The organism is Acinetobacter sp. WCHAc060033, from assembly GCF_004209125.1.
In the GTDB taxonomy this organism is placed as follows: Bacteria; Pseudomonadota; Gammaproteobacteria; order Pseudomonadales; family Moraxellaceae; genus Acinetobacter; species Acinetobacter wuhouensis.
Genome location: NZ_SGSW01000048.1, coordinates 1 through 24,411 on the forward strand (window position 1 = coordinate 1; position 24,411 = coordinate 24,411).

The 24,411-nt window shown below is 37.0% G+C and carries 23 protein-coding genes and 1 pseudogene; 8 read left to right on the forward strand and 16 right to left on the reverse strand.

What is annotated here, in order from left to right; all coding sequences use genetic code 11:
• The 3 genes and pseudogenes from EXE10_RS16965 to EXE10_RS16975 form a co-directional block, all read right to left on the reverse strand.
• Positions 1-436: pseudogene (locus EXE10_RS16965) on the reverse strand (hypothetical protein); the annotation flags it as partial.
• Positions 437-488: 52 nt separating this feature from the next.
• Positions 489-1,322 carry a C39 family peptidase gene (locus tag EXE10_RS16970; RefSeq protein WP_130114156.1) on the reverse strand — a complete coding sequence of 278 codons (834 nt, stop codon included), beginning with the start codon at positions 1,320-1,322 and terminating at the stop codon, positions 489-491.
• Between the two features lie 199 nt (positions 1,323-1,521).
• Positions 1,522-2,568 (reverse strand): DUF6160 family protein, encoded by a 1,047-nt coding sequence (locus tag EXE10_RS16975; protein WP_130114157.1) that lies wholly within the window; start codon positions 2,566-2,568, stop codon positions 1,522-1,524.
• A 260-nt stretch (positions 2,569-2,828) separates the two neighbouring features.
• Between EXE10_RS16975 and EXE10_RS16980 the strand changes: the two genes are divergently transcribed.
• A complete protein-coding gene (locus tag EXE10_RS16980) occupies positions 2,829-4,190 on the forward strand; it encodes an anthranilate synthase component I family protein (protein ID WP_068974020.1) in 1,362 nt (453 codons plus the stop codon).
• Between the two features lie 30 nt (positions 4,191-4,220).
• Here EXE10_RS16980 and hisC read toward each other — a convergent pair whose 3' ends face one another.
• The 8 genes from hisC to EXE10_RS17020 all read right to left on the reverse strand — a co-directional run bounded on the left by hisC (position 4,221) and on the right by EXE10_RS17020 (position 12,224).
• A complete protein-coding gene (hisC, locus tag EXE10_RS16985; protein ID WP_130114158.1) occupies positions 4,221-5,318 on the reverse strand; it encodes a histidinol-phosphate transaminase in 1,098 nt (365 codons plus the stop codon).
• A gap of 194 nt (positions 5,319-5,512) precedes the next feature.
• Positions 5,513-6,814, reverse strand: coding sequence for a histidinol dehydrogenase (gene hisD / locus EXE10_RS16990; protein WP_165383036.1), 1,302 nt, complete (start codon positions 6,812-6,814; stop codon positions 5,513-5,515).
• Positions 6,815-6,940: 126 nt separating this feature from the next.
• On the reverse strand, positions 6,941-7,603 hold the full coding sequence (locus EXE10_RS16995; protein ID WP_130114160.1) for a DUF4272 domain-containing protein: 663 nt from the start codon (positions 7,601-7,603) through the stop codon (positions 6,941-6,943).
• A gap of 280 nt (positions 7,604-7,883) precedes the next feature.
• Positions 7,884-8,579, reverse strand: coding sequence for an ATP phosphoribosyltransferase (hisG, locus tag EXE10_RS17000; RefSeq protein WP_130114161.1), 696 nt, complete (start codon positions 8,577-8,579; stop codon positions 7,884-7,886).
• Positions 8,579-9,844, reverse strand: a complete 1,266-nt coding sequence (murA, locus tag EXE10_RS17005; protein WP_068974024.1) for a UDP-N-acetylglucosamine 1-carboxyvinyltransferase — start codon at positions 9,842-9,844, stop codon at positions 8,579-8,581. Before murA ends, hisG begins: the two co-directional genes overlap by 1 nt.
• 6 nt (positions 9,845-9,850) lie before the next feature.
• Entirely contained in the window at positions 9,851-10,102 is a 252-nt protein-coding gene (gene ibaG / locus EXE10_RS17010; RefSeq protein ID WP_004830087.1) for a BolA family iron metabolism protein IbaG, read from the reverse strand.
• A gap of 140 nt (positions 10,103-10,242) precedes the next feature.
• Entirely contained in the window at positions 10,243-10,584 is a 342-nt protein-coding gene (gene hpf, locus EXE10_RS17015) for a ribosome hibernation-promoting factor, HPF/YfiA family (protein ID WP_068974025.1), read from the reverse strand.
• 188 nt (positions 10,585-10,772) lie between these two features.
• Positions 10,773-12,224 carry an RNA polymerase factor sigma-54 gene (locus tag EXE10_RS17020; protein WP_068974068.1) on the reverse strand — a complete coding sequence of 484 codons (1,452 nt, stop codon included), beginning with the start codon at positions 12,222-12,224 and terminating at the stop codon, positions 10,773-10,775.
• A 571-nt stretch (positions 12,225-12,795) separates the two neighbouring features.
• Here EXE10_RS17020 and EXE10_RS17025 point away from each other — a divergent pair.
• The 4 genes from EXE10_RS17025 (at position 12,796) to EXE10_RS17040 (ending at position 16,019) form a co-directional block, all read left to right on the forward strand.
• Positions 12,796-13,647, forward strand: a complete 852-nt coding sequence (locus tag EXE10_RS17025; protein ID WP_410169824.1) for an amino acid ABC transporter substrate-binding protein — start codon at positions 12,796-12,798, stop codon at positions 13,645-13,647.
• A 92-nt stretch (positions 13,648-13,739) separates the two neighbouring features.
• A complete protein-coding gene (locus EXE10_RS17030; protein ID WP_068974027.1) occupies positions 13,740-14,582 on the forward strand; it encodes an amino acid ABC transporter permease in 843 nt (280 codons plus the stop codon).
• A 2-nt stretch (positions 14,583-14,584) separates the two neighbouring features.
• Positions 14,585-15,262: an amino acid ABC transporter permease gene (locus tag EXE10_RS17035; RefSeq protein ID WP_068974028.1), complete on the forward strand. Its 678-nt coding sequence runs from the start codon at positions 14,585-14,587 to the stop codon at positions 15,260-15,262.
• Between the two features lie 13 nt (positions 15,263-15,275).
• Positions 15,276-16,019: an amino acid ABC transporter ATP-binding protein gene (locus EXE10_RS17040; RefSeq protein ID WP_087553714.1), complete on the forward strand. Its 744-nt coding sequence runs from the start codon at positions 15,276-15,278 to the stop codon at positions 16,017-16,019.
• 94 nt (positions 16,020-16,113) lie between these two features.
• On the opposite strand, the gene drt5 is transcribed toward EXE10_RS17040, so the two are convergent.
• Together drt5 and EXE10_RS17050 are read right to left on the reverse strand one after the other, a co-directional pair.
• Entirely contained in the window at positions 16,114-17,595 is a 1,482-nt protein-coding gene (drt5, locus tag EXE10_RS17045; RefSeq protein ID WP_130114162.1) for an antiviral reverse transcriptase Drt5, read from the reverse strand.
• A 53-nt stretch (positions 17,596-17,648) separates the two neighbouring features.
• A complete protein-coding gene (locus tag EXE10_RS17050; RefSeq protein ID WP_171457613.1) occupies positions 17,649-18,230 on the reverse strand; it encodes a LysE family translocator in 582 nt (193 codons plus the stop codon).
• A 439-nt stretch (positions 18,231-18,669) separates the two neighbouring features.
• Here EXE10_RS17050 and EXE10_RS17055 point away from each other — a divergent pair, with 439 nt between their 5' ends.
• A complete protein-coding gene (locus EXE10_RS17055; protein WP_130114164.1) occupies positions 18,670-20,289 on the forward strand; it encodes an oleate hydratase in 1,620 nt (539 codons plus the stop codon).
• Positions 20,290-20,336: 47 nt separating this feature from the next.
• Here the strand turns inward: EXE10_RS17055 and EXE10_RS17060 are convergent, their stop codons facing one another.
• From EXE10_RS17060 to EXE10_RS17070, 3 genes are all read right to left on the reverse strand, one after another.
• Positions 20,337-20,516, reverse strand: coding sequence for an NF038215 family lipoprotein (locus EXE10_RS17060; protein WP_068974033.1), 180 nt, complete (start codon positions 20,514-20,516; stop codon positions 20,337-20,339).
• Between the two features lie 135 nt (positions 20,517-20,651).
• Complete coding sequence (locus EXE10_RS17065) at positions 20,652-21,302, reverse strand: hypothetical protein (protein WP_130114165.1); 651 nt, start codon at positions 21,300-21,302, stop codon at positions 20,652-20,654.
• Positions 21,303-21,308: 6 nt separating this feature from the next.
• Positions 21,309-21,935: a D-Ala-D-Ala carboxypeptidase family metallohydrolase gene (locus EXE10_RS17070; RefSeq protein WP_130114166.1), complete on the reverse strand. Its 627-nt coding sequence runs from the start codon at positions 21,933-21,935 to the stop codon at positions 21,309-21,311.
• A gap of 270 nt (positions 21,936-22,205) precedes the next feature.
• On the opposite strand from EXE10_RS17070, the gene EXE10_RS17075 reads away from it, so the two are divergent.
• Together EXE10_RS17075 and EXE10_RS17080 are read left to right on the forward strand one after the other, a co-directional pair.
• Entirely contained in the window at positions 22,206-22,754 is a 549-nt protein-coding gene (locus EXE10_RS17075) for a TetR/AcrR family transcriptional regulator (protein ID WP_068974036.1), read from the forward strand.
• A gap of 7 nt (positions 22,755-22,761) precedes the next feature.
• The coding region (locus EXE10_RS17080) for an MFS transporter (protein ID WP_130114167.1) at positions 22,762-24,411 on the forward strand (1,650 nt) is incomplete at its 3' end.

Here is a 24,411-nt window from a genome sequence, read left to right on the forward strand (position 1 = left end):
AATATGAATAATCTAAATCATAAAAAGTTGAGATCTCACCTTTTTTAATCAAAGAGTATTGACGCTCATTTGATGTAAAAACTTCTTGTAAATTTGTTTCTTGAGATGCATCACCCTCTTGCTTTTGCAGTGCTTCAGCAGCTTGAGTACCGGCCTTAGGAGCTAAGGATTTTGTTTCATCCTTATTGATCTTTACTTCTTCTTTAGCTGGTGCGATCGCTTCAGTTTGAGTTGCTTCTTCAGCTTTAATAGCTTCTGTCGCAGCGCCATCACTCACAGCACCTGCTGAATCTGTAGCTACGGCTTCAGCTTGATCTGTTGCAACCTCTGGACTGACATCTATATCCGCCGGAGCCGTCTCAGCAGCATATAAACTTCCAATTGCAAATTGAATACTCACTGCAAGTAAAGTTTTTTTCATCCATTGATTATTCATATTATTCCTATCCCAAAAAACTAATTCAATTATTTAATTTTTAATCCGTCTTTTACTTACGTTTATAATAGAGTCTCATATAAGTTGTAATTGGCTGGTTGTAGGTTGGAGAGGTGGTAGATTGGTCAATCACCTTACGCATTGTTGACGCTTTGTCTGCTAACTTATTGGTATAATCAGCTGAGTATTGTGCCTCTACCAATGCATAACGATTGATCGTCGCATCTTCCACATGTCTCATATCTGCATCTTGCAATGCCAACATATTATTTTGTTGGTTTTTCGGAGCATTGATTATAAATAAAGTATTATTTTCCCAAATTTGCTTAAAACGCTCTTGATCAAAACTAATATTGCCTAATGCAGGATCTGCAACATAAACGCGTCCATCTTTATATGCTTTAAATACAACGAAATGTTTGAATCCAGCATAAGAAATCGGCACAATGACTGGCTGATTTTGATTAATCAAATCTGTGAATTCACCTTTAAATCCACCACTTTCATAACCGATTGCCGCAACAAAACGTTTCATATCAAGCAATGAAAAGCTTCGTCGTTCAATAATACGATTGTATTCCCCAAATCGTAATAAACCTTCCATGGTTTGTTGTTCTGTTAAATTGGTACCTACATAACCATTCAGCAAAGTTGTTAATGCTGCCGACCCACAACTATAGTCATAAGCTTGGCGAACAATTCCACGAAATTGGTTTTCTAAGGCAGGTTTGACATGAACCATCTCACGATGATTACGTCCGAATGATTGTTCTCGAGAATCCGCAAGCTCTGTATAATAAATCGCATCTTTTGGCTTGGGTTTCACGTCTAGTTCGTGGCTGGCAAAATAATACATTAATGCCGAACCTAAAGTAATTTCTAACATAATTTTAACTATCAAGTATCGGCAGTATTTTGCCTAAAGTGCTGATTTTATTTTTAGAGTGAACACTCTACTCTTCCCTGTATTTCAAAGATAACGCTTTTTATTTAAAAATACAGCATTTATTTTATATTTTTACAACTTTTGTCATATTTTTTGTAAAAAAAAAGCGCGTGATATACGCGCTTTTTTTTACAAGAACTTAGTGACCGGCAATTGTGATTACAGCACCATTTGCAGCACCAGGTATTGCAGCCAGACCAGCAGCACCATTCCACACTTTCATGCCTGAAATTGCAACATCACCGATTGAAGCAGATCCAGCACCAGTACCCTGGAATGGTGTATCGCCACTCGCAATAGTACCACCACCTAATACAACTTTAGTGATATAGATATCTGTACCAGCAGCGTTTTTCATTGCAGTAACAGCTAAACCTTCTTTAGTAACAGCGACATCAGCATTTAATGCCAAATCCGAAGTACCTGTGTCTTTTAATTTAATACCACCAATCGTGATATAACCACCACCACCAGCTGAAGCATCTTTAAGTGCTAAGTCATTAATTTCAAGACCACCAATCATAGAGCCATCCAATTTAATCATCGCACCTTGTGGTGTATTACCTAATTGGATATTTGCAGTCATACGCCCTGTTTTCAAGCTTAGACCACTTAAAATCTCGGCAGATCCAGTACCCGCAACATAAGCCCCTGCTTTACTACTAGAAGTTACATCATTTACTTCAATTTTTCCTAAAGAAATATCTAAACCAGACACTGTTGCAGCAACATTCAAGAATGGACTACCATTACCGCCATCCGTATCAATCACAAGATTTGCTAAATTATGATCTGTTGCAGAAATAGTACGAGTAACATCAAGTGTTTTCGCACCCGATGGATCTTCAATCTGTTTAGTAGCATCATTAGGGTCAGGAATTATTTTAGCTGTCATTGGAGCACCGACAACAACATCATTAATTGTAATTGCACCTGCAGCTGCAGTTGTTGGAGTGCTAGTAACAACGCCTGAGTTAACCGTTACAGTGTTATACCCCCCAGCCAAACCATCACCATCAAATACATGCAATTTATCAATTTCTACTCTCGAAATACCAATACCAATAGAAATACCATCTTGACCAGTTGTAGAGCTAAGTGCAGCATCATCCATTGCTTGCATAGCCATTGCATTCGAACTTACAGCTACAGCAGAAACCAAAGCGAGTTTAGTGAATAATTTCATGTTTGTACTCTCCCAAGAGCATTTTTTTTCATTTTTAACCACTCTCCGTAGCCTTCCGTTGTTTTTGTTTTTTTGACAACAGAAACTTCAATCCTTGAGCAGTCCGTTTTGCTCTTTTAAATTAACTGTATGTTACTTTTTGTTCAACTGCTGTTTATCATAATTTAGAATAAACCGATAAACGGTAAACACTTTTTTAACTTGTTTTTTCAGGTAAAATACTATAGTTTTTCAACTATATTTACGGGTTATCAATCCCTATGTTTCGGAAGTTATTAAATTTTCCATCAAATCAAGTTTCGCAGTTACTCCTTAAACTTAATACATTAACGGGTGTGAACTACTTAGCTAATTTAGGTGAAAATGTAATTTCATTTTTACCTGAAAGTTATTGTATTTATATCAAACAACAACAATTCTGCTACTCAAGAAATAATTTATTCCAATATCAATTGGATAATAAAAAAAATCAGCTCAATGATTTTTTAAACTTCTCCGCTCAACATTGTATTGAACAACGTGACAGTTTTCAGGGCGGTTATATTGGTTTCATTGATTACAATTATGCCAGCAACCAACAAATTGATTCTAATTTAAAAAATCAACCCAACTTTTATATCGGTATTTATAAAACATTCATTAAACTTGAAAATGGTCATTTTTATTTTTACAGCACAGAATCTTGCGCTGTAAAACTATTTCACTTCATTCAAAATATTTTAAATAACTCACAAGACTCACAATCAAATTTCTCTTTAAAAGCGCCTTGCACAGCAACGTGGACAAAACAGCAATATCAGCATGCATTTAAACGAGTACAAAACTACATCAAAGCGGGTGATTGTTATCAAATTAATTTAACGCAAGAATTTACAACCACAGCGCAAGGCTCATTATTGGATACTGCTGAAAAGTTTTGGCAATTGACCGATGCACCTTATTCCGGTTATTTAAAAATAGATGATTTTGAATTATTGAGCTGTTCACCCGAGTTATTTATCGACTTTGAAGCCAATCGTAAAATCACCACCAAACCGATCAAGGGCACAATGCCACGCTATGATGATCCTGTGTTAGATGAGCAATCAAAAAACACGCTGACTCATTCACAAAAAGATCAGGCGGAAAACGTCATGATCGTGGATTTATTGCGTAATGATCTCAGTGTTTATGCAGAAACAGGTTCAGTCAAAACGCCAAAACTTTTTAATATTGAATCCTTTAATCAAGTACATCACATGGTCAGTGAAGTCACAGCGATATTAAAAGAAGATGTCAATCCATTTGAAATGTTACTGTCTGCCCTTCCTGGCGGTTCGATTACAGGTGCACCGAAAATTCGTGCCATGCAAATTATTGAGGAACTCGAAGGTGCGCCACGAGGGGCTTATTGTGGTTCGATGGGCTATTTTAATTTTGATGGTACAGGTTCCTGGAATATTCTGATTCGTTCCATTCAAAAATATCAGGACAATGTGTCTTTGTGGGCAGGCGGCGGAATCACCATTGCATCGGATTGTGATGCTGAATATCAGGAATGTTTTGATAAAGTTTCAGCAATGTTAGACCTACTCAATACATGGTATCAACCTGAAAATACTCAAGAAAAAAGCGAATCCTAAGATTCGCTTTTTATGTATTTTAAATATTGATTATTTTAAAATATCATTTCTCAATGTATCAACAAGGCGTTGATTTTGTTCATCTGTGCCAACCGTAATACGCAAGAACTGATTAATACGTGGCTTATTGAAATAACGCACAATAATGCCTTTTTCACGTAGGGCTTTCATCAATTCCCCTGCATCATGATTTGGCAATGTCGCAAAAACAAAATTGGCTTTTGATGGTAAAACTTTAAAACCTAAAGCTTCCAAATCATAGATCAATGTATCACGACATTTGATGACTTTTTGGCATTGTGCTTCAAAGTAATCTTGATCCTCAAAAGATGCTACACCAGCTGCAATCGCAAAACGATCAATCGGGAAAGAGTTAAAACTATTTTTCACCGCTTCAAGTGCAGCAATCAAATGTGGCTGTGCTATAGCAAATCCAACACGTAAGCCTGCAAGAGAACGTGATTTCGAAGTGGTTTGACATACGACTAAGTTGTCATATTTATCAACCAATTTCACTGCTGATTCTGTACCAAAATCCACATAGGCTTCATCAATCAACACCACTGAATCAGGATTAGCCTGCAATACTTCTTCAATCGCAGACAATCCTAATGCAATACTGGTTGGTGCATTTGGATTGGTGATGATAATCCCGCCATTCGGTTGCTTATAATCATCTACTACGATTTCAAAATCATCATTCAACGGAATAATTTTTGATTGTGCTGAAATTCCAAAAAACTGACTATAAACAGGATAAAAACTGTAGGTAATATCAGGATATAGAATCGGTTTATCTTGCACAAAAAAAGCTTTAAAAATATGTGCTAAAACTTCATCCGAACCATTTCCGACAAAAACTTGCTCTACAGGAACGTGCTGTTGCGTAGCAATCGCTTGTTTTAACTCAGTTGCATCAGGGTCAGGATATAGACGCAATGCATCTGCTGAGTTTTCCAATACCGCTTGTACCGCTGCAACCACTTTTGGCGATGGTGGATACGGGTTTTCATTGGTATTTAACTTTAATAAATTTTGAATTTTCGGTTGTTCGCCTGGTACATAAGGTTCTAACTCACGTACATCTGGACTCCAAAAACGCATTTGTTCAGGGGTGATGTTTGGCATTTTCTTTTCTCATTTATGTACTCAACTTACGATCACGTAAGCCCTCTCCTTCCAGGAGAGGGTTTGGGAGAGGTCATCTTCCAAACCAAATTCAATATTTCCCCTTATCCTCTTACGTAGCCTCGCTACTCATCCCTGAGCCATATATGGCGCAAGAGAGAAGGACATACAATATTAATTATTTAGCAAATAACTTATTGATAACGATATCTCGCAGATCTCGCATGTGCATCCAAGTTTTCTTGTTGCGCTAAAATATCCGCAGTTTTGGCAAGTGGTTTTACCCCTTGCTCAGAACACATGATCAAACTTGAACGCTTTTGAAAGTCATAAACACCTAATGGTGACGAGAAACGTGCTGTACCCGATGTTGGTAATACGTGGTTTGGACCTGCACAGTAATCACCAATCGCTTCAGGTGTATATCGTCCCATGAAAATTGCACCTGCATGACGAATATCTTCTGACATTTCCTGTGCTTCATCTAAACACAACATCAAATGTTCAGGAGCTACCTGGTTAATGAGTGCAGCACCTTCAGCACGATCTTTCACCAAGACCAATGCACCACGATTGGCAATCGAAGTACGTGCAATTTCAGCTTTTGGTAAGGCTTCTAGGTGTTCTTCAATGGCTTGTGCAACATCATTCAGCAACTGTTCATCAGGGGTAATAAACACAGCTTGCGCAACAGTATCATGTTCAGCTTGTGACAATAAATCCATTGCTAACCATTTGGCATTATTCTGACCTTCCGCATAGACTAAAATCTCAGACGGTCCTGCGATCATGTCAATACCAACCTGACCAAATACCGCACGTTTTGCCGCAGCGACGAAACGATTGCCCGGCCCCGTGATTTTATCGACTTGCGGAATCGTTTCAGTTCCGTATGCCAATGCTGCAACAGCTTGCGCACCGCCTATAGTAAATACACGATGTACACCTGCAAGATAAGCAGCAGCAAGCACCAATGGATTTAAATCACCATTTGGCGCTGGAACCACCATGATAATTTCTTGTACACCTGCAACATGTGCAGGAACAGCATTCATAAGCACTGATGATGGATAAGATGCCAAACCACCTGGCACATAGATTCCAACACGATCTAATGGTGTTACTTTTTGACCGAGTGTATTACCCAAAGCATCAACATAAGTCCAACCATCTTGCTTCTGTGCTTGGTGAAATTCACGTACCCGATTGGCTGCCATTTCAAGTGCTTCACGTACTTCAGACGTTAAGCCTTCAAATGCTGCTTTCAATTGCTCTTGTGACAGTTCTAAATCTGAAAATTGATGCGCTGGATGTCGATCGAACTGTTGAGTGAGTTTTAGTACATGTGCATCACCATGTTGGCGTACATCTGCAATAATTTGGTCTACGGTTTTTAAAAGCTCAGGATCACTCACTGTTTCAAAAGCCAATAAGTCAGCAAAGACTTGTTTAAAGTCTGGCTCTTGAGTCGATAAACGTCGCATCAATTTACCCACAAGGTTGTTTAAGAAAGATTTAGTTTACCTTGTTTTGAGTGACTTGTGGGCAAGTTCGCATGGTCAATTTTATTAAGTTTAATAGGAAAGCTTGATTAAAAAAGTATAATCGTATTAAACCTTAACTTAAGTGCTCACATCTGGATGATCCCAATCACTATCGGATTGGATTAACCAATTCAATGCACCATGCCTTTCTACAACAACAGCCGAGTTTAATTGTGCAGGTGCTTGTTCTTGCTTTAATCGCGCATTTACACATGCCCAATCATAGCGATAGATTAAATCTGCCTGATCTAAAATTTCTTCAATATCACGTAACTTTACTTTTGCCATAAATTCTTCAAAAGTTTTAGCAGATACAACTGCTTGAATTGCAAAATCACAATCTACAATATTTTCAGGATAATTTAGTTCTTCTACAATTCCTAAAGCCCACAATAAAACCCAATAGGCTTCATATTTCCACACCATGTTAATTACATCTTGTTGAGATACATCCTCATGTAAAATCGCCTTTTCATTTTCAGTTAAAGCATCCATGACTTGCATTTTTGCCAGAACATTTAAAACAAAGTCTTTAATTTCATCATTATATTTTCCATTATCAATATCACACGCAACCTGTATGACCCACAAGCAGGCAATCGCACGTTGAGCAATACTTTCAGCAGTTCGAACTTCAACGTCTTCGACTGACTCAATCATGGGTAACCAATCTATATATGGAATATCTCTATGTTTAAGTATTTCAATGGATTGTTCTTTTCGTTGTTGTGGTGTTTTCATTTTCAATCATAATTCAAGTTATTGTTCATAACTTATTTTTAACATTCTCAATAAAAACTTTCTTTATCAATTCTGTGAATAAATCATGTATTGCATTTTCCAAATAAAAAACCGCCCTTTCGGGCGGTCATTTAATTTAAGTTTTTAAATCCTCCCCAACCCTCCTTTTCCAAAGGAGGGAGCTTTACATTACTAAAAATCCTTTTAGTTACAAAAAGTCCCCCTCTTTTTCAAAGAGGGGTTAGGGGAGATTTTAGAAACCTATCTAATCATTTAAAAATTACTTTTTTGCTTCACGTTCTTCTACGGCTTTTTCAAGCTGTGCAAGGATCGGATTCAACAAAGTTTGCTTACGTTTAAAGCTGGCTTTATTCACAATCAAACGTGAAGATACTTTACAGATTTCTTCCAAAGGCTCTAAACCATTGGCACGCAAAGTATTTCCTGTATCCACCACATCGACAATGTAATCACCTAAACCGACCAATGGTGCAAGCTCCATTGAACCATAAAGTTTAATCACATCAACTTGCTCACCTAAGCTTGCATAGTATTGACGGGTTAAATTGACATATTTAGTGGCAATTTTTAAACGACCTTTTGGACGTTCCATTCCCACTCTGCCTGCTGTCATTAACTTACAGTTGGCAATTTTTAAGTCTAATGGTTCATAAACATTTTGTGCGCCATGTTCCATCAATACATCTTTACCTGCTACACCAATATCCGCTGCACCATTTTCAACATAAGTGGGTACATCAGAAGCACGTAAAATCAGGATACGTACCTGTTTATGTGTGGTTGGGAAAATTAACTTACGAGATTTATCAGGATCTTCCAATAAGTTAATTCCAGCAGTTTCAAGTAAAGGCAATGTTTCTTTTAAAATACGACCTTTACTCAATGCCAAAGTTAAACCATGATCAAAATTGCCCATTACGTCAAAGTTTGGATCATCGTTTCTCATATCGCTCATTAACTTGTCTCGCTCACTCGCTTAATTTGGACACCTAGACCCTGCAATTTTGCTTCAATATCTTCATAACCACGATCGATGTGATAAATACGATCAATGGTGGTTTCACCCTCAGCAACCAAAGCTGCTAGAACCAAAGAGAATGAAGCACGCAGGTCAGTTGCCATCACTGGGGCTGCGGATAATTTTTCCACACCGGTGACTACAGCATCATTACCTTCAACCTGAATATTTGCACCCATACGCGCTAATTCAGGTACATGCATAAAACGATTTTCGAAAATCGTTTCTGAAATTGTTGCAAAACCACGACCAATGGCATTTACCGCCATCAACTGTGCTTGCATATCTGTTGGGAATTCGGGATGTGGCAAGGTCTGGAAGCTGACTGCTTTCGGGCGTTTACCCATCATATCCAATTCGATCCAATCATCACCACGGGTCACTTCTGCGCCCATTTCTTCAAACTTATCCAATACCGCTTCAAGCAGGTTTGGATCAGTATGCGTGGTTTTAACTTTACCGCCTGTAATCGCCGCAGCCGCTAAATATGAACCTGTTTCAATACGGTCAGCAACGACAGAATATTCACAACCATGCAGACTTTCAACACCAGTCACCACAAGTGTATCCGTGTCCAAACCTTCAATTTTCGCACCCATCTTAATCAGCATTTGTGCAAGATCGGTGATTTCAGGTTCGCGGGCTGCATTACGGATTGTGGTTACACCATCTGCAAGTACCGCAGCGGTCAGAATATTTTCTGTACCGCCTACAGTCACCATATCAAAGACAACTTCACCGCCTTTTAAGCGACCATCGACACTGGCAATCACATAGCCATTTTCGACCTCAATATGTGCACCTAAAGCTTCTAAGGCTTTTAAATGCTGATCTACAGGGCGTGAACCAATCGCACAACCACCAGGAAGTGATACTTTTGCACTACCATAGCGCGCCAGTAATGGACCAAGCACCAAAATAGATGCACGCATGGTTTTTACTAATTCATACGGCGCAAACTGGTTGTCTAGTGTAGACGTATCTGCTGTAACAGTTTCGCCTTCATAAGTCATGGTGATGCCTAAGCCACTGATTAATTTAACCAATGTTCTGACATCTTTTAGATTTGGGACATTTTTTAGCGTAATAGGTGTATCAGCAAGAATCATTGCTGCCAATAAAGGTAAAGCTGCATTTTTCGCACCTGAAATACGAACTTCACCTTCGATTTTTGCACCGCCTTGAATGACAAATTTATCCATTGACGCTTAAGCTCCAAACATGCTGGCTTTGCGCCATTCTTCTTTAGTCATTGCACGAATAGTCACAGCATGTACTTCACCGCTTGCGATATATGAATTGAGCGGTGCATAAACAGCTTGTTGACGAGGAACAGGACGTTTACCTTCAAATTGATCGTCCACAATACGGAGGTCAAATTTTCCTGCTTGTCCACTGACAGCAACTTCTGCATCAGGAAAAGCCGCTTTTAAAATTTCAGTGAGCTGTTCACTATTCATTGCTTAGACCTCATTTGTAGGACTGACAGTGTAAAAACCGAGTATTTTACTATAACTTGGTAAAATAATTCATTAACTCATACAAAAATTATCGATAAAAAAAAGAGGTATTTTTCAACCTCTTTTAAAACCATGAAAAATTATGTGGTCAATACTTCTAAAGGTACAAAATTCAACTGCATTTTACGATGCTTATCCAATTGTCTTTTTAACTTATCGGTCAATTTGGTAATCGCATTATACATATCATCAGCACTGGCTTGCGCAAACAGTTCCGTACCTGGCAAGCGTACAATTGCTTCAGCAATATGATTGGCACTGCCCTTTTTTGATCTTTTATCAAGCTGATGATCTTTACTGAGTTTGACCTGCATACTATTGACTTGATCAATATGCTTAGTCATCTGGGTAAATTTATCTCGAATATTTTCTTCTATTGCAGGGGTAATACTTAAATGGTGTCCACGAATTGTAATTTGCATAGCTTTATCCCTCTCCTTTTATAGGAATATGAAAGTCATAACCCAAAAGATTTCATGACAGAATTCACTGAGAAAAACTGTGCTCAGTACTATGCTCAAAATCATGCAATCATTTAAGTTACTCCAAAAAACATCGGGTTTTCATTATTTAGTCATAATGAGCATATAGAATTGCCACACTTTAAAAACTAGATCAAGACTTTTCGGTCTGATGATGAAGGAATATGTAACGATTCACGATATTTTGCGACCGTGCGTCGTGCCACATCGATTCCATCCTCTTTCAATAAATTTGCAATCGTATTATCTGACAATGGTTTACGTGGATTTTCCTCAGCAACCAACTTCTTAATTTTCGCTCGAATTGCCGTTGATGAAGCCTCGCCTCCTGAAGTTGTTCCGACGTGACTGGAAAAGAAATATTTCAACTCAAACAAACCACGGGGGGTCAGTAAAAACTTATTGGTGGTGACACGAGAAACAGTTGATTCATGCAGTTCAACTTCTTCTGCAACATCGCGCAATACCAAAGGTTTCATCCCTTCCGCACCAATTTCTAAAAACTCACGTTGATGTTGCACAATACAACTCGCCACTTTTAATAAAGTTTTGTGGCGTTCATCGACACTTTTAATAAAGTTTTTGGCTTCCAACATTTGATTACGCAAGTATTGATTGTCTTCACTTTGATCTGCACGTTTAATCATGCCTGAATAAAACGAGTTAATTCTCAACTTGGGTAAAATGTCTGGGTTAAGCTGAACAAGCCAATGTCCATTTTTCTTAGACACCACCACATCTGGAATTTGATAATCAGACTCTTTCTGCTCAAACTCAGCACCAGGATAAGGTTTCAGCGTTTTTAACAACATCACGGCTGACTTTAATAAGTCTGCATTTAACCCTGTTTGTTTAATCAATTTGGCTAAATCATTACTCACTAATAATTCATAATGTTTCAGTAATAATAAGGCTTCTTTACGATATAAAGTGCTCGCGGGTAAAGCTTCAATTTGCACAAAAAGACATTCTGCTAGATTACGTGCACCTACACCAATCGGTTCAAGACGTTGAATATGCTTTAAAACAACTAAAACCTCATCGTCCTCAACCTCGATGTCATAATCCATTTGCTGAAGTAGATGTTGTACTGAACTCACGATTTCATCAATACTTGCATCCAAAAAGCCCTTTTCATCTAAAGCATCGACAATACAATAGGCGATTAACTTATCGACTGGAGAAAAGTGAAGTAGATTCACCTGCCCCAACATATGTTCTTTTAATGAGGCATCGGAATGACGATTGTCTTCACGTTCTTCAAATTCAGGACGCTCCATCGCAGATGATTGGTGTGTATAAACATCATCCCAATCTGTATCGACAGGTAACTCATCAGGTAAATGATCTGCATTCAAGGCATCTGAAAGTTCTACCGTTTCTTTTTGTTCTTGCTGAATACTTTCCAAACTTTCATGCGTATCCTCCTCAACTTTTTCAAGCAAAGGATTACTTTCTAATTGGATTTGAATTTCTTGTTCAAGTTCAAGACTTGATAATTGTAGCAATCGAATGGCTTGTTGCAATTGAGGTGTGAGCGACAAAGAGTTTGCAACTTTTAATCCAACCGATAACTTCATACCCATACTTCCCACACTATTTATTTCGCATCATTTTGTTTTTCAATAAAGCAAAAATCATGCCTATTTATTTTTTATACCACATGAAATACAAGACAACCAGTGAAAAACGCAACAAGTTCGATAAAAATCTTGATTATTTTGAATTATTTTTAAATTCACCGAAGCCTCAATTTAAAATCTCGAAGTGAATAATTCAAAATTAAAAAAGAGCCAACGACTATCAACCATATGAATACATATTCAAAATTTATAAGCAAAAATAAATGAGCAAAGCACTATTTATTTCAAAATATTTAAATAAAATATCAAACAACCTGTGACTTGAATCACATTTGTATTGTTCAAAAAATTATCATTTTTATCCTTTACTTATTGGAATAGTAAGTATAAAAATAATATATAGAAATATGATGGATCATTTTTCAAGGAATAAGCTTGGCATGATAAGTGCTTCATTTTAATAAGAAGCAATGAATCAGCCAAAAAACAATTGTAATGGAGAACTCAAATGAAACAATCTAACAAAACCCTTTCTGCAAAAGTACTCACCACAACTCTCGGAATACTCATGGCAGGCGGTGCTTTTTCACAGGTTCAAGCAGCAGATACTTTGGCTAAAATAAAACAATCTGGAAAAGTGATTATTGGTTATCGTGAATCTTCAGATCCAATTTCTTATGTCGTTGGTGGTAAGCCAATGGGGTATGCAGTCGATATTTGTAATAACTTTGCCAATGAATTGAAAAAAACACTGAAGATGCCAAATCTTAAGGTGGAATACAAAGCTGTTACGTCTTCTACCCGTATTCCAGAAATGTTAGCAGGGAATATTGATATGGAGTGTGGTACAACCACTAACTCCGTACAGCGCCAACAACAAGTCAGTTTCTCGACCAACTATTATGCAACAGAAGTTCGCATGGCAGTCAAAGCCAATGCCCCAATCAAAACAATTGCCGATTTGAATGGTAAAGCTGTTGTAACAACTCAAGGAACAACGTCTGACAAATACATCAAAATGGGCGAGAAAGGTGAGAAAATCAACGTAAACAATGTTTATGGTAAAGACCACTCTGACTCTTTTGCAATGGTTGCTTCAGGTCGTGCTGCTGCATTTGTAATGGATGACAATATTCTTGCAGGTTTGATTGCAAAGTCTTCAAATCCTAAAGATTTTAAAATTGTAGGTCCTGTGCTTTCTTCAGAACCATACGGCATCATGATTCCAAAAGGTGATGCAGCATATAAGGCTGTTGCTGATAAAGTTGTAACCGCTATGTGGAAAAATGGTCAAATGGCAGCCCTTTACAAAAAATGGTTCCAATCTCCAATAGCACCAAAAAATGTCAACTTAAATATGCCAATGAGCTCATCATATTTAAAACTTAAAGCCAATCCTACAGATGCTGGTATCAACTAAGAACTTGCTCTAAAAACAACTGTTTATAGACTAGCAACTCCATAAGATGCTGGTCTATAAATTTTTTAAAATTAAAAATGCAAGGAGCACACATGTCAGTAGGCTCACTTAACTGGACATCATATTGTCTCCCCTCAAATGAATATAGCTTAGATAAAGCAGCATGGGCTGAATCTGTCTGTAAAGCGATTGGTGGTGAAAGTTACTCCCCTGTTGCTGATGCACCAACTTGGTTACAACTCCTCGGTTCTGGTGTATGGACAATGATTTGGACTGCCATTGCTGCTTTTTTTATTGCTTTTCTGCTCGGATCGCTGATCGGAATTTTACGTACAATACCCAATAAACCGTTGTCTTTTATTGGAACATGTTATGTAGAATTATTCCGAAATATTCCACTCATCGTGCAACTGTTTTTTTGGGCTTTTGTATTTCCACAACTTCTCCCACTAAGTATGAGTACGGGTAGTGGTGAAATGGTTGCTGGTGGATGGTGGCAAAATATCTTGAATGATAATCCTGCGGTTGTCGGGGTTTTCGCCTTAGGTCTATACACCGCAGCTCGTATTGCTGAACAAGTTCGTTCTGGGATTAACACTGTATCTCGTGGACAAAAAAATGCTGCATTTGCCATTGGTTTGACTCAAAGTCAAAGTTATCGTTATGTGATTCTCCCTGTTGCCTATCGCATAGTCTGGCCAACACTCACTTCTGAAGCCATGAATATTTTCAAAAACTCTGCGGTGCTTTATGCGCTCAGTGTTTTGAACTTCTTTGCTTATACCAAAACGATGCGTGAAGAAACTTCACAAGACATCGTAATTCTGATTCTTTCCACGCCAGTCTACCTAATCATTACCTACACCATTAAGTTGATCATGGCTTGGATTGAAAAGCGTATGGCTGTTCCTGGTCTTGGTTCGGGAGGTAAATAGTCATGGAATTCAGTTTATTACAAGATCCAAATGTCACGCAGGCACTTTTATCAGGGCTTAAATTTACAGCCATTGCGACAATTTTATCCATTATCGGTGGGATTCTGATCGGAACGCCTTTGGCGATGATGAGACTTTCAAATAATGTTGTAGCGAGTAATTTTGCTAAAATTTACGTGGATTTCTTTCGTGGTGTACCACTGATTCAAGTCATCTTCATTTTCTATTTCTTATTGCCAAAATATTTTGAGTTTCAGTCGGATACCTATTGGGGGCCGTTGTTCTCAACTGTTGTAACCTTTGCAATCTTTGAAGCAGCTTTTTTCTCAGAAATTGTACGTTCAGGGATTCAGTCTGTCTCCAAAGGTCAGGTCAATGCAGGTTACGCACTTGGTTTCACTTATGGACAAACCATGTCCAATGTCGTGTTACCACAGGCATTTAGAAATATGTTACCTGTATTGCTGACTCAATCTATCGTACTGTTCCAAGATATTTCATTGGTTTATGTGATCAGTGCACCAGATTTCTTGGGTCAGGCAAATACATTAGCAAATAATTATGGTGCTGAAACAAAAGCAATGTTCTACCTCATCGTAGCCATAGTTTACTTCTGTATCTCCTTTGCGCTTTCTCGACTTGTGAAGCGTTTACATCAAAAAATAGCAATAATTCGATAATTGGAGAATCAATATGCCAATGATAGACATACAACATATCTCAAAATGGTATGGAGATTTTCAGGTTCTCACAGATTGCACCACCTCGATTGAGAAAGGTGAAGTTGTCGTTGTGTGTGGGCCATCTGGTTCAGGAAAATCAACATTAATTAAGACGGTCAATGCTTTAGAACCGTTTCAAGAGGGCAATATTATTGTCGATGGAACACCGTTAAAAGATCCTAAAACTGACTTAGCCAAGTTCCGTTCTCGTGTGGGGATGGTGTTCCAGCACTTTGAATTGTTCCCTCACATGACAGTTTTGGACAATTTAACTATTGGGCAAATCAAAGTATTGAACCGTTCTAAGGCGGATGCTGAAAAGAAAGCATTGCAATACCTAGATCGTGTTGGTTTGGTTGCACATAAGAATAAATTCCCTGGTCAGTTGTCTGGTGGTCAGCAACAGCGTGTTGCGATTGCGCGTGGTCTGTGCATGGATCCTGTCTGCATGTTGTTTGATGAACCTACTTCTGCGCTTGACCCTGAAATGGTCGGTGAAGTTTTAGAGGTAATGAGCCAACTTGCAAAAGAAGGCATGACCATGATGTGTGTAACACATGAAATGGGCTTTGCACGTAAAGTATCTAGTCGTGTGATTTTCATGGATCAAGGGAAAATTATAGAAGACTGCTCAACGTCAGACTTCTTCAATAAGCCTGATGAACGTCATGAAAGAACTAAATTTTTCTTAGAAAAAATTTCGATTGTGCATTGATTATATTATTGTGTACGATTAAAAACCGCAATATGGCTAAATTACTAGTCAATTAGCGGTTTTTAATTTTTATAACTTATCTAATTTTTTTAAATTACATCTTTTTAATACATGACGCTATTAAATGATTTATTGGTGAAGCCTTAGAGAAATAATCAAGAACGTAATTTCTTTCAGCTGCTATTAAGCCTCTAGACCCTACAGCAGATGACCAAGATAGCCAATCAGACTGACCTGTTTTTAAAAAGTCGGAACGTATTTCCTTAAAACCAAAATTATTTGTTGGAATCTCTAAAATTTTTGATTGAGCAATCTTATAATCCCCAGATAACTCAAAAATTTTAATTAGCAAATCACCTGTTAGATTTGTAGACATTAAAAAGTCTTCTACTATTTTAGCAATCCAAAATAACTCATATTCTAAAAAAAAATGATTACTATTCAAGTGATCAGACAAGACCGCACATAAAGAATCTTTATCAGTGATACTTGATGATAAAGAATGAATCTGCTTAATCAAGTTTGGAAATTTAGCTAATATAATTGGTAAAACACCAATTACATCATTACTATGCATACGTAAAAAATTTAGAATTTTTTCCGCATCAGATTCTTCAATATGATCATCTCTCAACAAGCTTAATAATTCATTTATTTGATTAGGGCTTAACTTAGTTAATACTTCTCTTTCAATTTCTTCAATAGTAACTCCTGAGGCAGACTCTACTTCCTGCTCTTCTGTAACAATTGCCCGCAGAGCTTGTTTTACTTCTGATAATGTATTATTCACAATAGTATTATCAGAATTAACTACTGTTTTAGCAGGATTAATATTCAAACCTAGAGCACCTAATAATTTTTGAATTTTAATAAAATCTCTATGTAAAACAGATAAATCATTATCGAAAAAAATAAAATCATCCATAAATCTTATTATTTTCTCTGATTTAAGTTGGCTATTTAAATCAATTGATTTTAAAAATTCATTTCCTATCATTTTTGATGGATAAATACCGTGAGGCATAAAATCAATACTACGTCCCGTATTAATTTCACGGCAGAATTGCCCAAATGCATTACTATCAACCTCACTAACACCTTTAGAGGTAAACCAATGACAAATATCATGGTGATAAAGGCTATTAAAGTATGATGCAATATCAAATTTTATATAATTTTTATAATTTTTTTTATTTATTTCAATATTTTGCCTAAATTCACTGTAAGCCTCATGAACTGAAATAATATTGCCTTGTTGAAATTTATAACCAAAACTTAATCTACTTTCACTCACAGCTCCTCTAAATTTTGCACGATTTCTATAAACTAAATCATAAATAAAATATTCAGCAATTGGATCTAATTTTGAAGTTCTTCTTAAGTGATTTTTAGGTTTAGTAGCAAAAACTTTTTGTTGCGATAAAAAACTACTCTCCACAATATTTGGATCTAATATTTTTTCATAAATATATTGACTTAATTCTGACGAGTAATTTTCTATTAATATTAAATTAGTATTTAATGGAAATAATGTTGAAGAAAAGTCATTTTTATAAAATTCTACAGTACTGCCCATTTTCCACCCCTTAATTTAAAGCTCAAAAATATAAAATAAGTTTAATGGTCCAATCACTTCATCCCAAAAATCAATTTCAAACCAAGCAAAGTCATCACTCCACCTGCAACACGATCAAACACTTTCTTAAATTTTAAATATACACGGCGTGGTTTTTCCGCAGAAAGCGCAACAGCGACCAAGGAATACCAACCTGCATCAATAAAAAAACATAAAAAAGGCAGTACAAAATAATAATACGTCGGAATTTCTTTTGGTAATAATGCGGTAAAAATACTGGCTAAAACAATCGCAATTTTAGGATTACTCAACTGAGTGATTAAACCCAAACGATAAGCATGTTTATAACTCATCACAGCTGTTGCATCACTCGCCTGCTCCATGGGTTCTTTAGCATGTTTAATAATTTTATAAGCCAGCCAAAGCAAATACAGACCACCACAAACTTTTAAAACAAGATATGCAGATGGCACAGCAAGAAGAATCGCTTGCAACCCCATTACTGCCAATAAACCAAATAAAGCCGCGCCAGTCCCCGTACCCAAAGCTGTGAATAAACCATGCTTACGTGAAATCGCAATTGAGTTTTTTGCTACATAAATAAATGTAGGGCCAGGACTAATTGCACCTAACATCAGCGCTAAGGCAATTGAACCTAAAACCAATAATGATTCCAAAAGAGACCTCAAATAAATATAGTAGCAAAGTTAGACTATTTTACGTCACAACACTGAATCACGGTATAAAAGCTTTTAAATTTCTCTAAATAAATAGATTAAACCCTATCTAATAATACTTTTTAAATATTATTTAAAAGACACTTGTGTAATATTATCAAGACTGAATTACAAAATCATTTTTTAGAGCAAAAACTCAATAAAAAAATTATATTTCAATATCTTAATAATAATTCAATCAAAATAAACATATATAAATCATCCTAAAATTCAATAAAAATAAGCATCTTTATCATAAAAAATAACTTCCAAATTCATAGATTTTTCATATATAAATCCCATAATAAAATCATGTCTTTAAATTTAATCATCTGTAAATTTACATCTAGAGGTCTATATGAAAAAAAATAACCACAATCTACTCGATGCTAACAAAGCACATCTTTGGATTATCGGTGGCGGTATCGCAGGAATGGCGGCAGCTGCATTTGCCATTCGAGATGCTAAAGTCCCTGCTCAAAATATCCACATCTTGGAAGAGCTAGATATTTCAGGTGGTTCAATGGATGGCGGTCATACACCCCATACTACACAAGCATGGGTGACTCGTGGGGGACGAATGCTCACAGATGAAACGTATCTCTGTTTATGGGATTTATTTTCAAGTATTCCCTCTTTAGAGAATCCAGAAATTTCAGTGCGTGAAGAATGTCGAGAATTTAATGAACAAGTTAAAACACATGCCCAAGCTCGTTTGATTGATGCAGAACATCAGATCCTAGATGCATCTAAACTGGGTTTAAGTACTTTAAATCGTGCTCAGATGCTACGCTTACTTGCTGCAAAAGAAGAAAAAATAGGAAGTCGCCGTATAGATGAGTTTTTTGATGACTCTTTCTTCAACACAAATTTTTGGCGCATGTGGCGTACGACATTTGCATTCCAAAAATGGCATAGTGCTGCAGAACTTCGTCGCTACTTTCTCCGCTTCATTCAAGAGTTACCCCGTATCCACACCTTAGCAGGTGTTAAAAGAACCAAATATAATCAATATGATTCAATGATTTTGCCTTTACAACGCTGGCTTGTTGCTCAAGGTGTTGATGTACGTTTTGGACATTATGTAACGGATGTAGACTTTGAAATGGACTCAGAAAATCAACAACGTCGTGCTACACGTTTATATGTCAATTTACCTGAAGGAACTGAGCAAATTGATCTGAAAGAACAAGATCTTGCAATTTTCACTTTGGGTTCGATTACTGCAGATTCTCGTTATGGTGGTAATGAAGATGTTCCAGAACTCATCCGCGATCGCCTCGATCATGGTTGGACACTTTGGGAAACATTAGCGAAAAAAGCACCAGACTTTGGTCGTCCAATGACATTCTATGGCAATGTTGATGAGCATAAATGGGAGTCTTTTACACTCACCCTGCAAGATAATGTCCTACTCAATCGCATTATTGACTATACAGGAAATCAACCGGGTACAGGCGCACTTATGACTTGGTTTGAGTCTGGTTGGCATTTATCTGTCGTTGTACCTGCACAGCCACATTTTGCAGACTTACCAGAAAGTCACTTCACTCTTTGGGGGTATGGTTTCCAAATTGATGAAAATGGTGACTATATTCAAAAACCAATGTCTCAAGCCACTGGACAAGAGATATTAACTGAATTAATTCATCAGCTTGGTTTTGACGATATCTTAGATCATGTGCTGGCAACAACAACTGTGACGACTGCAATGATGCCTTATGCTTCTGCATTATTTGCATGTCGCAAACTAGGTGATCGTCCTCTAGTTATTCCTCAAGGTGCTCAAAACTTTGCATTCTTAGGTCAATTTGTAGAAATTGAAGATGACGTTGTCTTTACAGTGGAATACTCAGTCCGTGGTGCAATGATGGCAATTTATGAATATTTTGGTGTGACTCGAGAAATACCAGAAATTTATAATGGATTATTAGATCCTAAAGTTGGACTAAAAGCACTAGAAAGCGTTTTCCATTAATCGTTACAAACACTCAGAGCATTTTAATGCTCTGAGTGCATCTAAACTCAATGTTGTGGTTCCACAACATACTCACTCGCACTTAGTCGATAATCTTTTTCATAGACAGGTGCACCCGCAATATAAATCGAACGCACTTCAGTTTTTGTCGGTGTTGGTGCTTTTTTCTCACATCCAACAAGACATACTGCAAGAATAATACTCAAACCTATGGATAGCTTTTTCATCACATACCCTCACTTATTGTTTTATTTTTAAGTTTTAGAATATCATTTTTGGATAAAAAAACAGCTTTTATTATTTTCAAGTTATTGCAAGATATTTATAAAATATCTTAATTCAATCAAGTTTTGAAATCATCTTTAATCCATCACAATTCGATAATTTGCTGTACATGGGTTTTGAACAATTACATTTTGAATCCCTAATTCATTCTCAATAGGATAAGTATATTCAAATCTGAAATCACCATTGTCCTCAAAATTTGCGTTAGATAGCGCATTAAATTTTTTAAATTGTGGTACTTTTTTATTCAAAACTAAACGTACTTTAAAGTCAGGGATATTATAAAATACCAATGAATCAGGCATATTTTTAATATCACGTTCATAAGTTACAAAACACGTCTTTCGCGCATTAATACTTAAAAAGCTACCATAATCTTTTTGTTGATTTTGATCATTGATCACTGTCAAATTATGATCATTGCCTGTCGCACCGATCATAAAGCCCATGACTTTAGGGCTAAATTGATACACAACAGCCGTCTTACTCCACTGTTTAATCAACGTATTTTTCTTTCCTTTAGCATCATAAACTACATAATCACATGAATAATTTTGCTGATTACAATGTTCACGTTTTAATTTAATTTGTCCAACCTGCCCGATGACTTTATCTTTAAAATCAGTTTCATCATCATATTCAGCATGTATATGACTCGATAAAACCAACAAGATGCAAGGTATAAAAATTTGAAATATAGGTGGCTTTACTTGCTTTAAACTCTTCATATCAATCTACTTATCATCCTTCAGACACGGCGAACTTTTAGATTTAAAATCTTTCCCCCAAGTTCGATAACCTTGTGTATCAATATGATAGCGATTATTTCCATAAACCCCTAAGCCCATTTTGAAATTTTTTCCTTCTATTTTCCAAAATTGACACATTTTTTTGACCAGTTTTTCACGTTCGTCTGCATTACTTTCTTTAGGATTTAAGATGTAAAAATCTACTGCATAATTATTTAGATGCTTACTTTTTCCTGCGCCACCAACACATTTGTTTAATTCAGGATCACGGTATATTGCAGTAATCGCATAGCTCTTAAAATATTCATTACCATTTAACTTTTCGACCAATTGCAAACTACCGACCACATTTTTCCAAAAAGCTTTAGGTGGAATTGCAAAACGCTTGGAATAGCATTTTTCAGGCATGTAATTTCGCGTTGTAGTCAGTTCCATTAAACTCGGTGGATGTTTTAAATATTGCGACATAAATTGATAATATTCTGATAATAACTGTGGATTTTGCTGAGCTTTCCAAAGCTTAAATTGCGCTTCGATCTGCTGATCCAATTTATTTTGCTGGGGTTGATTAGCCTTATTATTTTCAGGCTTTGTGCATGCTGTTAAAAACATGAAGCTACTGATCAGAATTATCTGGAGAATATTTAATGTTATATTTTTCACGATTAAAGCACGCTTATTGTTTTATTTAAAAAGGGAATATCTTAAAAATAAGATCAATTCATTGCACAAGTTAAAAGAATAACCTGACTTTCACAGACTATTTTAAACAAACAAAACCATTTTTAAGATTCACTTTACAAAAAACCACATAGGAAAATATTTACAACGGACAAAAATGTCCGTTAAATATCACCTACAGTATTTAATCCCTCTCCGCTCATGTCTAAACGCCAATTACAAGCTGCGCAAAATCGTGAAGATTTACTCGAAGCTGCTCTTAATATCTTTAGAAAACAAGGGATACGTGCACCTTTACAACTGATTATTGATGAAGCTGGTGTTGGTCGCGCGACTTTTTATCGTAATTTTCAAGACCGTAGAGAACTGGTCATTGCTTTGATGGAACAAGCCTTAGAACGTTTGGAGGAGCGAGCAAAAGAGTATTCAGCTTATCCCGATGGTTTAATTCGATTAATCCGAAATCATGTCAATAATCTGCCTTATCTCACCGCCTTAATGGAATATTGGCGTGTAATCGACCGAAATGATCCTGTTTTAGTCGATATTTACCATAAAAGGGACACCATTTTACAACCACTGATTGATCAAGCGATTGCCCATAAAGTGTGTAGACCAGATCTAACCCCCAAAGATTATGCATTAATTACAGGAATTCTTAGAGCTTCGTTTCAAGGTATGACGGATGAGGAACAAATTCAGCTTGCAACACGCGCTGTAGATTTATTAGTAGATGGCATCAAGGCTTAGTTAAGTCATGGATAAATCACCAAGATTACTCGAACCAGCACCAGACTGGACACCTGAAGAACGTCCAACGCTTCCTGGTTCACCTGCTGCTATTGCACATCCAACCTATAAAAAACTGATTTATTTTTTTATTGGCGTATTTGTGGCAATTTCGGGTAGCTTGAGTAATGGTTTTATCACTGCAAATTTACCGCTGATACAAGGTGAATATTCACTTACACCCTCTGAGGCGGCTTGGATTCCTGCTGCTTATGTGATGGCAAATATCAGTTCCAACTTGATTCTGTTTAAAGCCCGTCAGCAATATGGTTTACGACTATTTTCAGAAATTGGATTGGTCTTATTTATAGCCGTGTTGTTCTTACATATTTTTGTACATACTTTTGAAATGGCGCTCATCGTCCGAATCATTAGTGGTTTGGTTGCAGCACCACTGAGTTCTCTGGGTATGTATTACATCATGCAAGCCTTTAAACGTGCCAATTTTGGACGTGGCTTGTATTTAGCACTTGGTTTTCAACAACTTGGCATACCACTGGCTTGGATCATTTCCCCTGCCATTGTCGATGTCAATGATTGGGTGGTTCTCTATACCTTTGAACTTGGTTTGGCTTTATGTTGCTTAGCTATGGTGGTTTCAGTAAAACTCCCACGAAGTTTAAGAATCGATGTTTTTGAGAAGCAAGATTTTTTTACCTTTGCTCTGCTCGCACCGGGATTTGCACTGCTTTGTATCGTACTAACACAAGGACCGATTTTATGGTGGTCTGAAGCCAAATGGTTAGGTTATGCACTAATTGCAGGATTTAGTTTAATTATTATTGGACTGACTTATGAACATTTTCGTGTCAATCCACTGATCATTACCCGTTGGCTGGGTTCTGCCAGTACCCTAAAATTTATCTTCGGGGCATTTGCTATTCGCCTACTCATGTCGGAGCAAAGTTATGCGGCGGTTAATTTTTTAAAAACAATGGGCATGGGTCCTGATCAGTTTGTACCACTCTATGCTGTGATTTTTATCGGAATTACTTTAGGCACAATTTTCTGTGCACTCACCTTTAAACGTGAACGAGTCACTTTACATCTCGTAGGCGCAGTCACACTTATTCTTTGTGCATGTGCTTTAGACTATCACTTGACCAGTGATGTACGTCCTGAAAATTTTTACTACAGTCAATTTATCATTGGTTTCGCCAGTGGTATGTTTATTGGCCCACTACTCCTCACAGGTATCGTCAATGCTTTGCAAAAAGGGCCTTCACACATGGTCACATTTGTGGTGTTATTTTCAGCAACACAAAGTTTTGGTGGTTTGATTGGAAATTCCTTTTTCTCAAGTTATCAACAAGTACGCACTCAAAACTACCGTACGGAAATCATCAGTGATTTAAAACCTACTGATCCTATCGTGGCGCAACGATTAGCAATCTATCAACAAGCCAGTGCCCAATACACATTAGATCAAGCACTTGAAAAAAACCAAGCCTATCGTAATTTAAATCAGGTGGTCACACGTGAAGCTCAAGTTCGTGCCTACAATGATGTGATCGCAATGAATGGAATCTTCGCCATCTTATTGTTGCTATGGAGTGGTTTTAATATTACATGGACACGCTATCAACAGAGAAAACAACAACAGATTCTAAATAGTAGT

Bases quoted from the DNA above. Each gene is read 5' to 3' on its own strand.
- EXE10_RS16995 (WP_130114160.1), bottom strand. From the start codon at position 7,603: ATGAAAACACCACAACAACGAAAAGAACAATCCATTGAAATACTTAAA.
- EXE10_RS16975 (WP_130114157.1), bottom strand. From the start codon at position 2,568: ATGAAATTATTCACTAAACTCGCTTTGGTTTCTGCTGTAGCTGTAAGT.
- EXE10_RS17055 (WP_130114164.1), top strand. From the start codon at position 18,670: ATGAAAAAAAATAACCACAATCTACTCGATGCTAACAAAGCACATCTT.
- EXE10_RS17065 (WP_130114165.1), bottom strand. From the start codon at position 21,302: ATGAAGAGTTTAAAGCAAGTAAAGCCACCTATATTTCAAATTTTTATA.
- EXE10_RS17035 (WP_068974028.1), top strand. From the start codon at position 14,585: ATGGAATTCAGTTTATTACAAGATCCAAATGTCACGCAGGCACTTTTA.
- EXE10_RS17060 (WP_068974033.1), bottom strand. From the start codon at position 20,516: ATGAAAAAGCTATCCATAGGTTTGAGTATTATTCTTGCAGTATGTCTT.
- murA (WP_068974024.1), bottom strand. From the start codon at position 9,844: ATGGATAAATTTGTCATTCAAGGCGGTGCAAAAATCGAAGGTGAAGTT.
- EXE10_RS17040 (WP_087553714.1), top strand. From the start codon at position 15,276: ATGCCAATGATAGACATACAACATATCTCAAAATGGTATGGAGATTTT.
- hisG (WP_130114161.1), bottom strand. From the start codon at position 8,579: ATGAGCGATATGAGAAACGATGATCCAAACTTTGACGTAATGGGCAAT.
- EXE10_RS17030 (WP_068974027.1), top strand. From the start codon at position 13,740: ATGTCAGTAGGCTCACTTAACTGGACATCATATTGTCTCCCCTCAAAT.
- EXE10_RS17075 (WP_068974036.1), top strand. From the start codon at position 22,206: ATGTCTAAACGCCAATTACAAGCTGCGCAAAATCGTGAAGATTTACTC.
- EXE10_RS17070 (WP_130114166.1), bottom strand. From the start codon at position 21,935: ATGTTTTTAACAGCATGCACAAAGCCTGAAAATAATAAGGCTAATCAA.
- drt5 (WP_130114162.1), bottom strand. From the start codon at position 17,595: ATGGGCAGTACTGTAGAATTTTATAAAAATGACTTTTCTTCAACATTA.
- ibaG (WP_004830087.1), bottom strand. From the start codon at position 10,102: ATGAATAGTGAACAGCTCACTGAAATTTTAAAAGCGGCTTTTCCTGAT.
- hpf (WP_068974025.1), bottom strand. From the start codon at position 10,584: ATGCAAATTACAATTCGTGGACACCATTTAAGTATTACCCCTGCAATA.
- EXE10_RS17025 (WP_410169824.1), top strand. From the start codon at position 12,796: ATGGCAGGCGGTGCTTTTTCACAGGTTCAAGCAGCAGATACTTTGGCT.
- EXE10_RS17050 (WP_171457613.1), bottom strand. From the start codon at position 18,230: ATGTTAGGTGCAATTAGTCCTGGCCCTACATTTATTTATGTAGCAAAA.
- EXE10_RS17020 (WP_068974068.1), bottom strand. From the start codon at position 12,224: ATGAAGTTATCGGTTGGATTAAAAGTTGCAAACTCTTTGTCGCTCACA.
- EXE10_RS16970 (WP_130114156.1), bottom strand. From the start codon at position 1,322: ATGTTAGAAATTACTTTAGGTTCGGCATTAATGTATTATTTTGCCAGC.
- hisC (WP_130114158.1), bottom strand. From the start codon at position 5,318: ATGCCAAACATCACCCCTGAACAAATGCGTTTTTGGAGTCCAGATGTA.
- EXE10_RS16980 (WP_068974020.1), top strand. From the start codon at position 2,829: ATGTTTCGGAAGTTATTAAATTTTCCATCAAATCAAGTTTCGCAGTTA.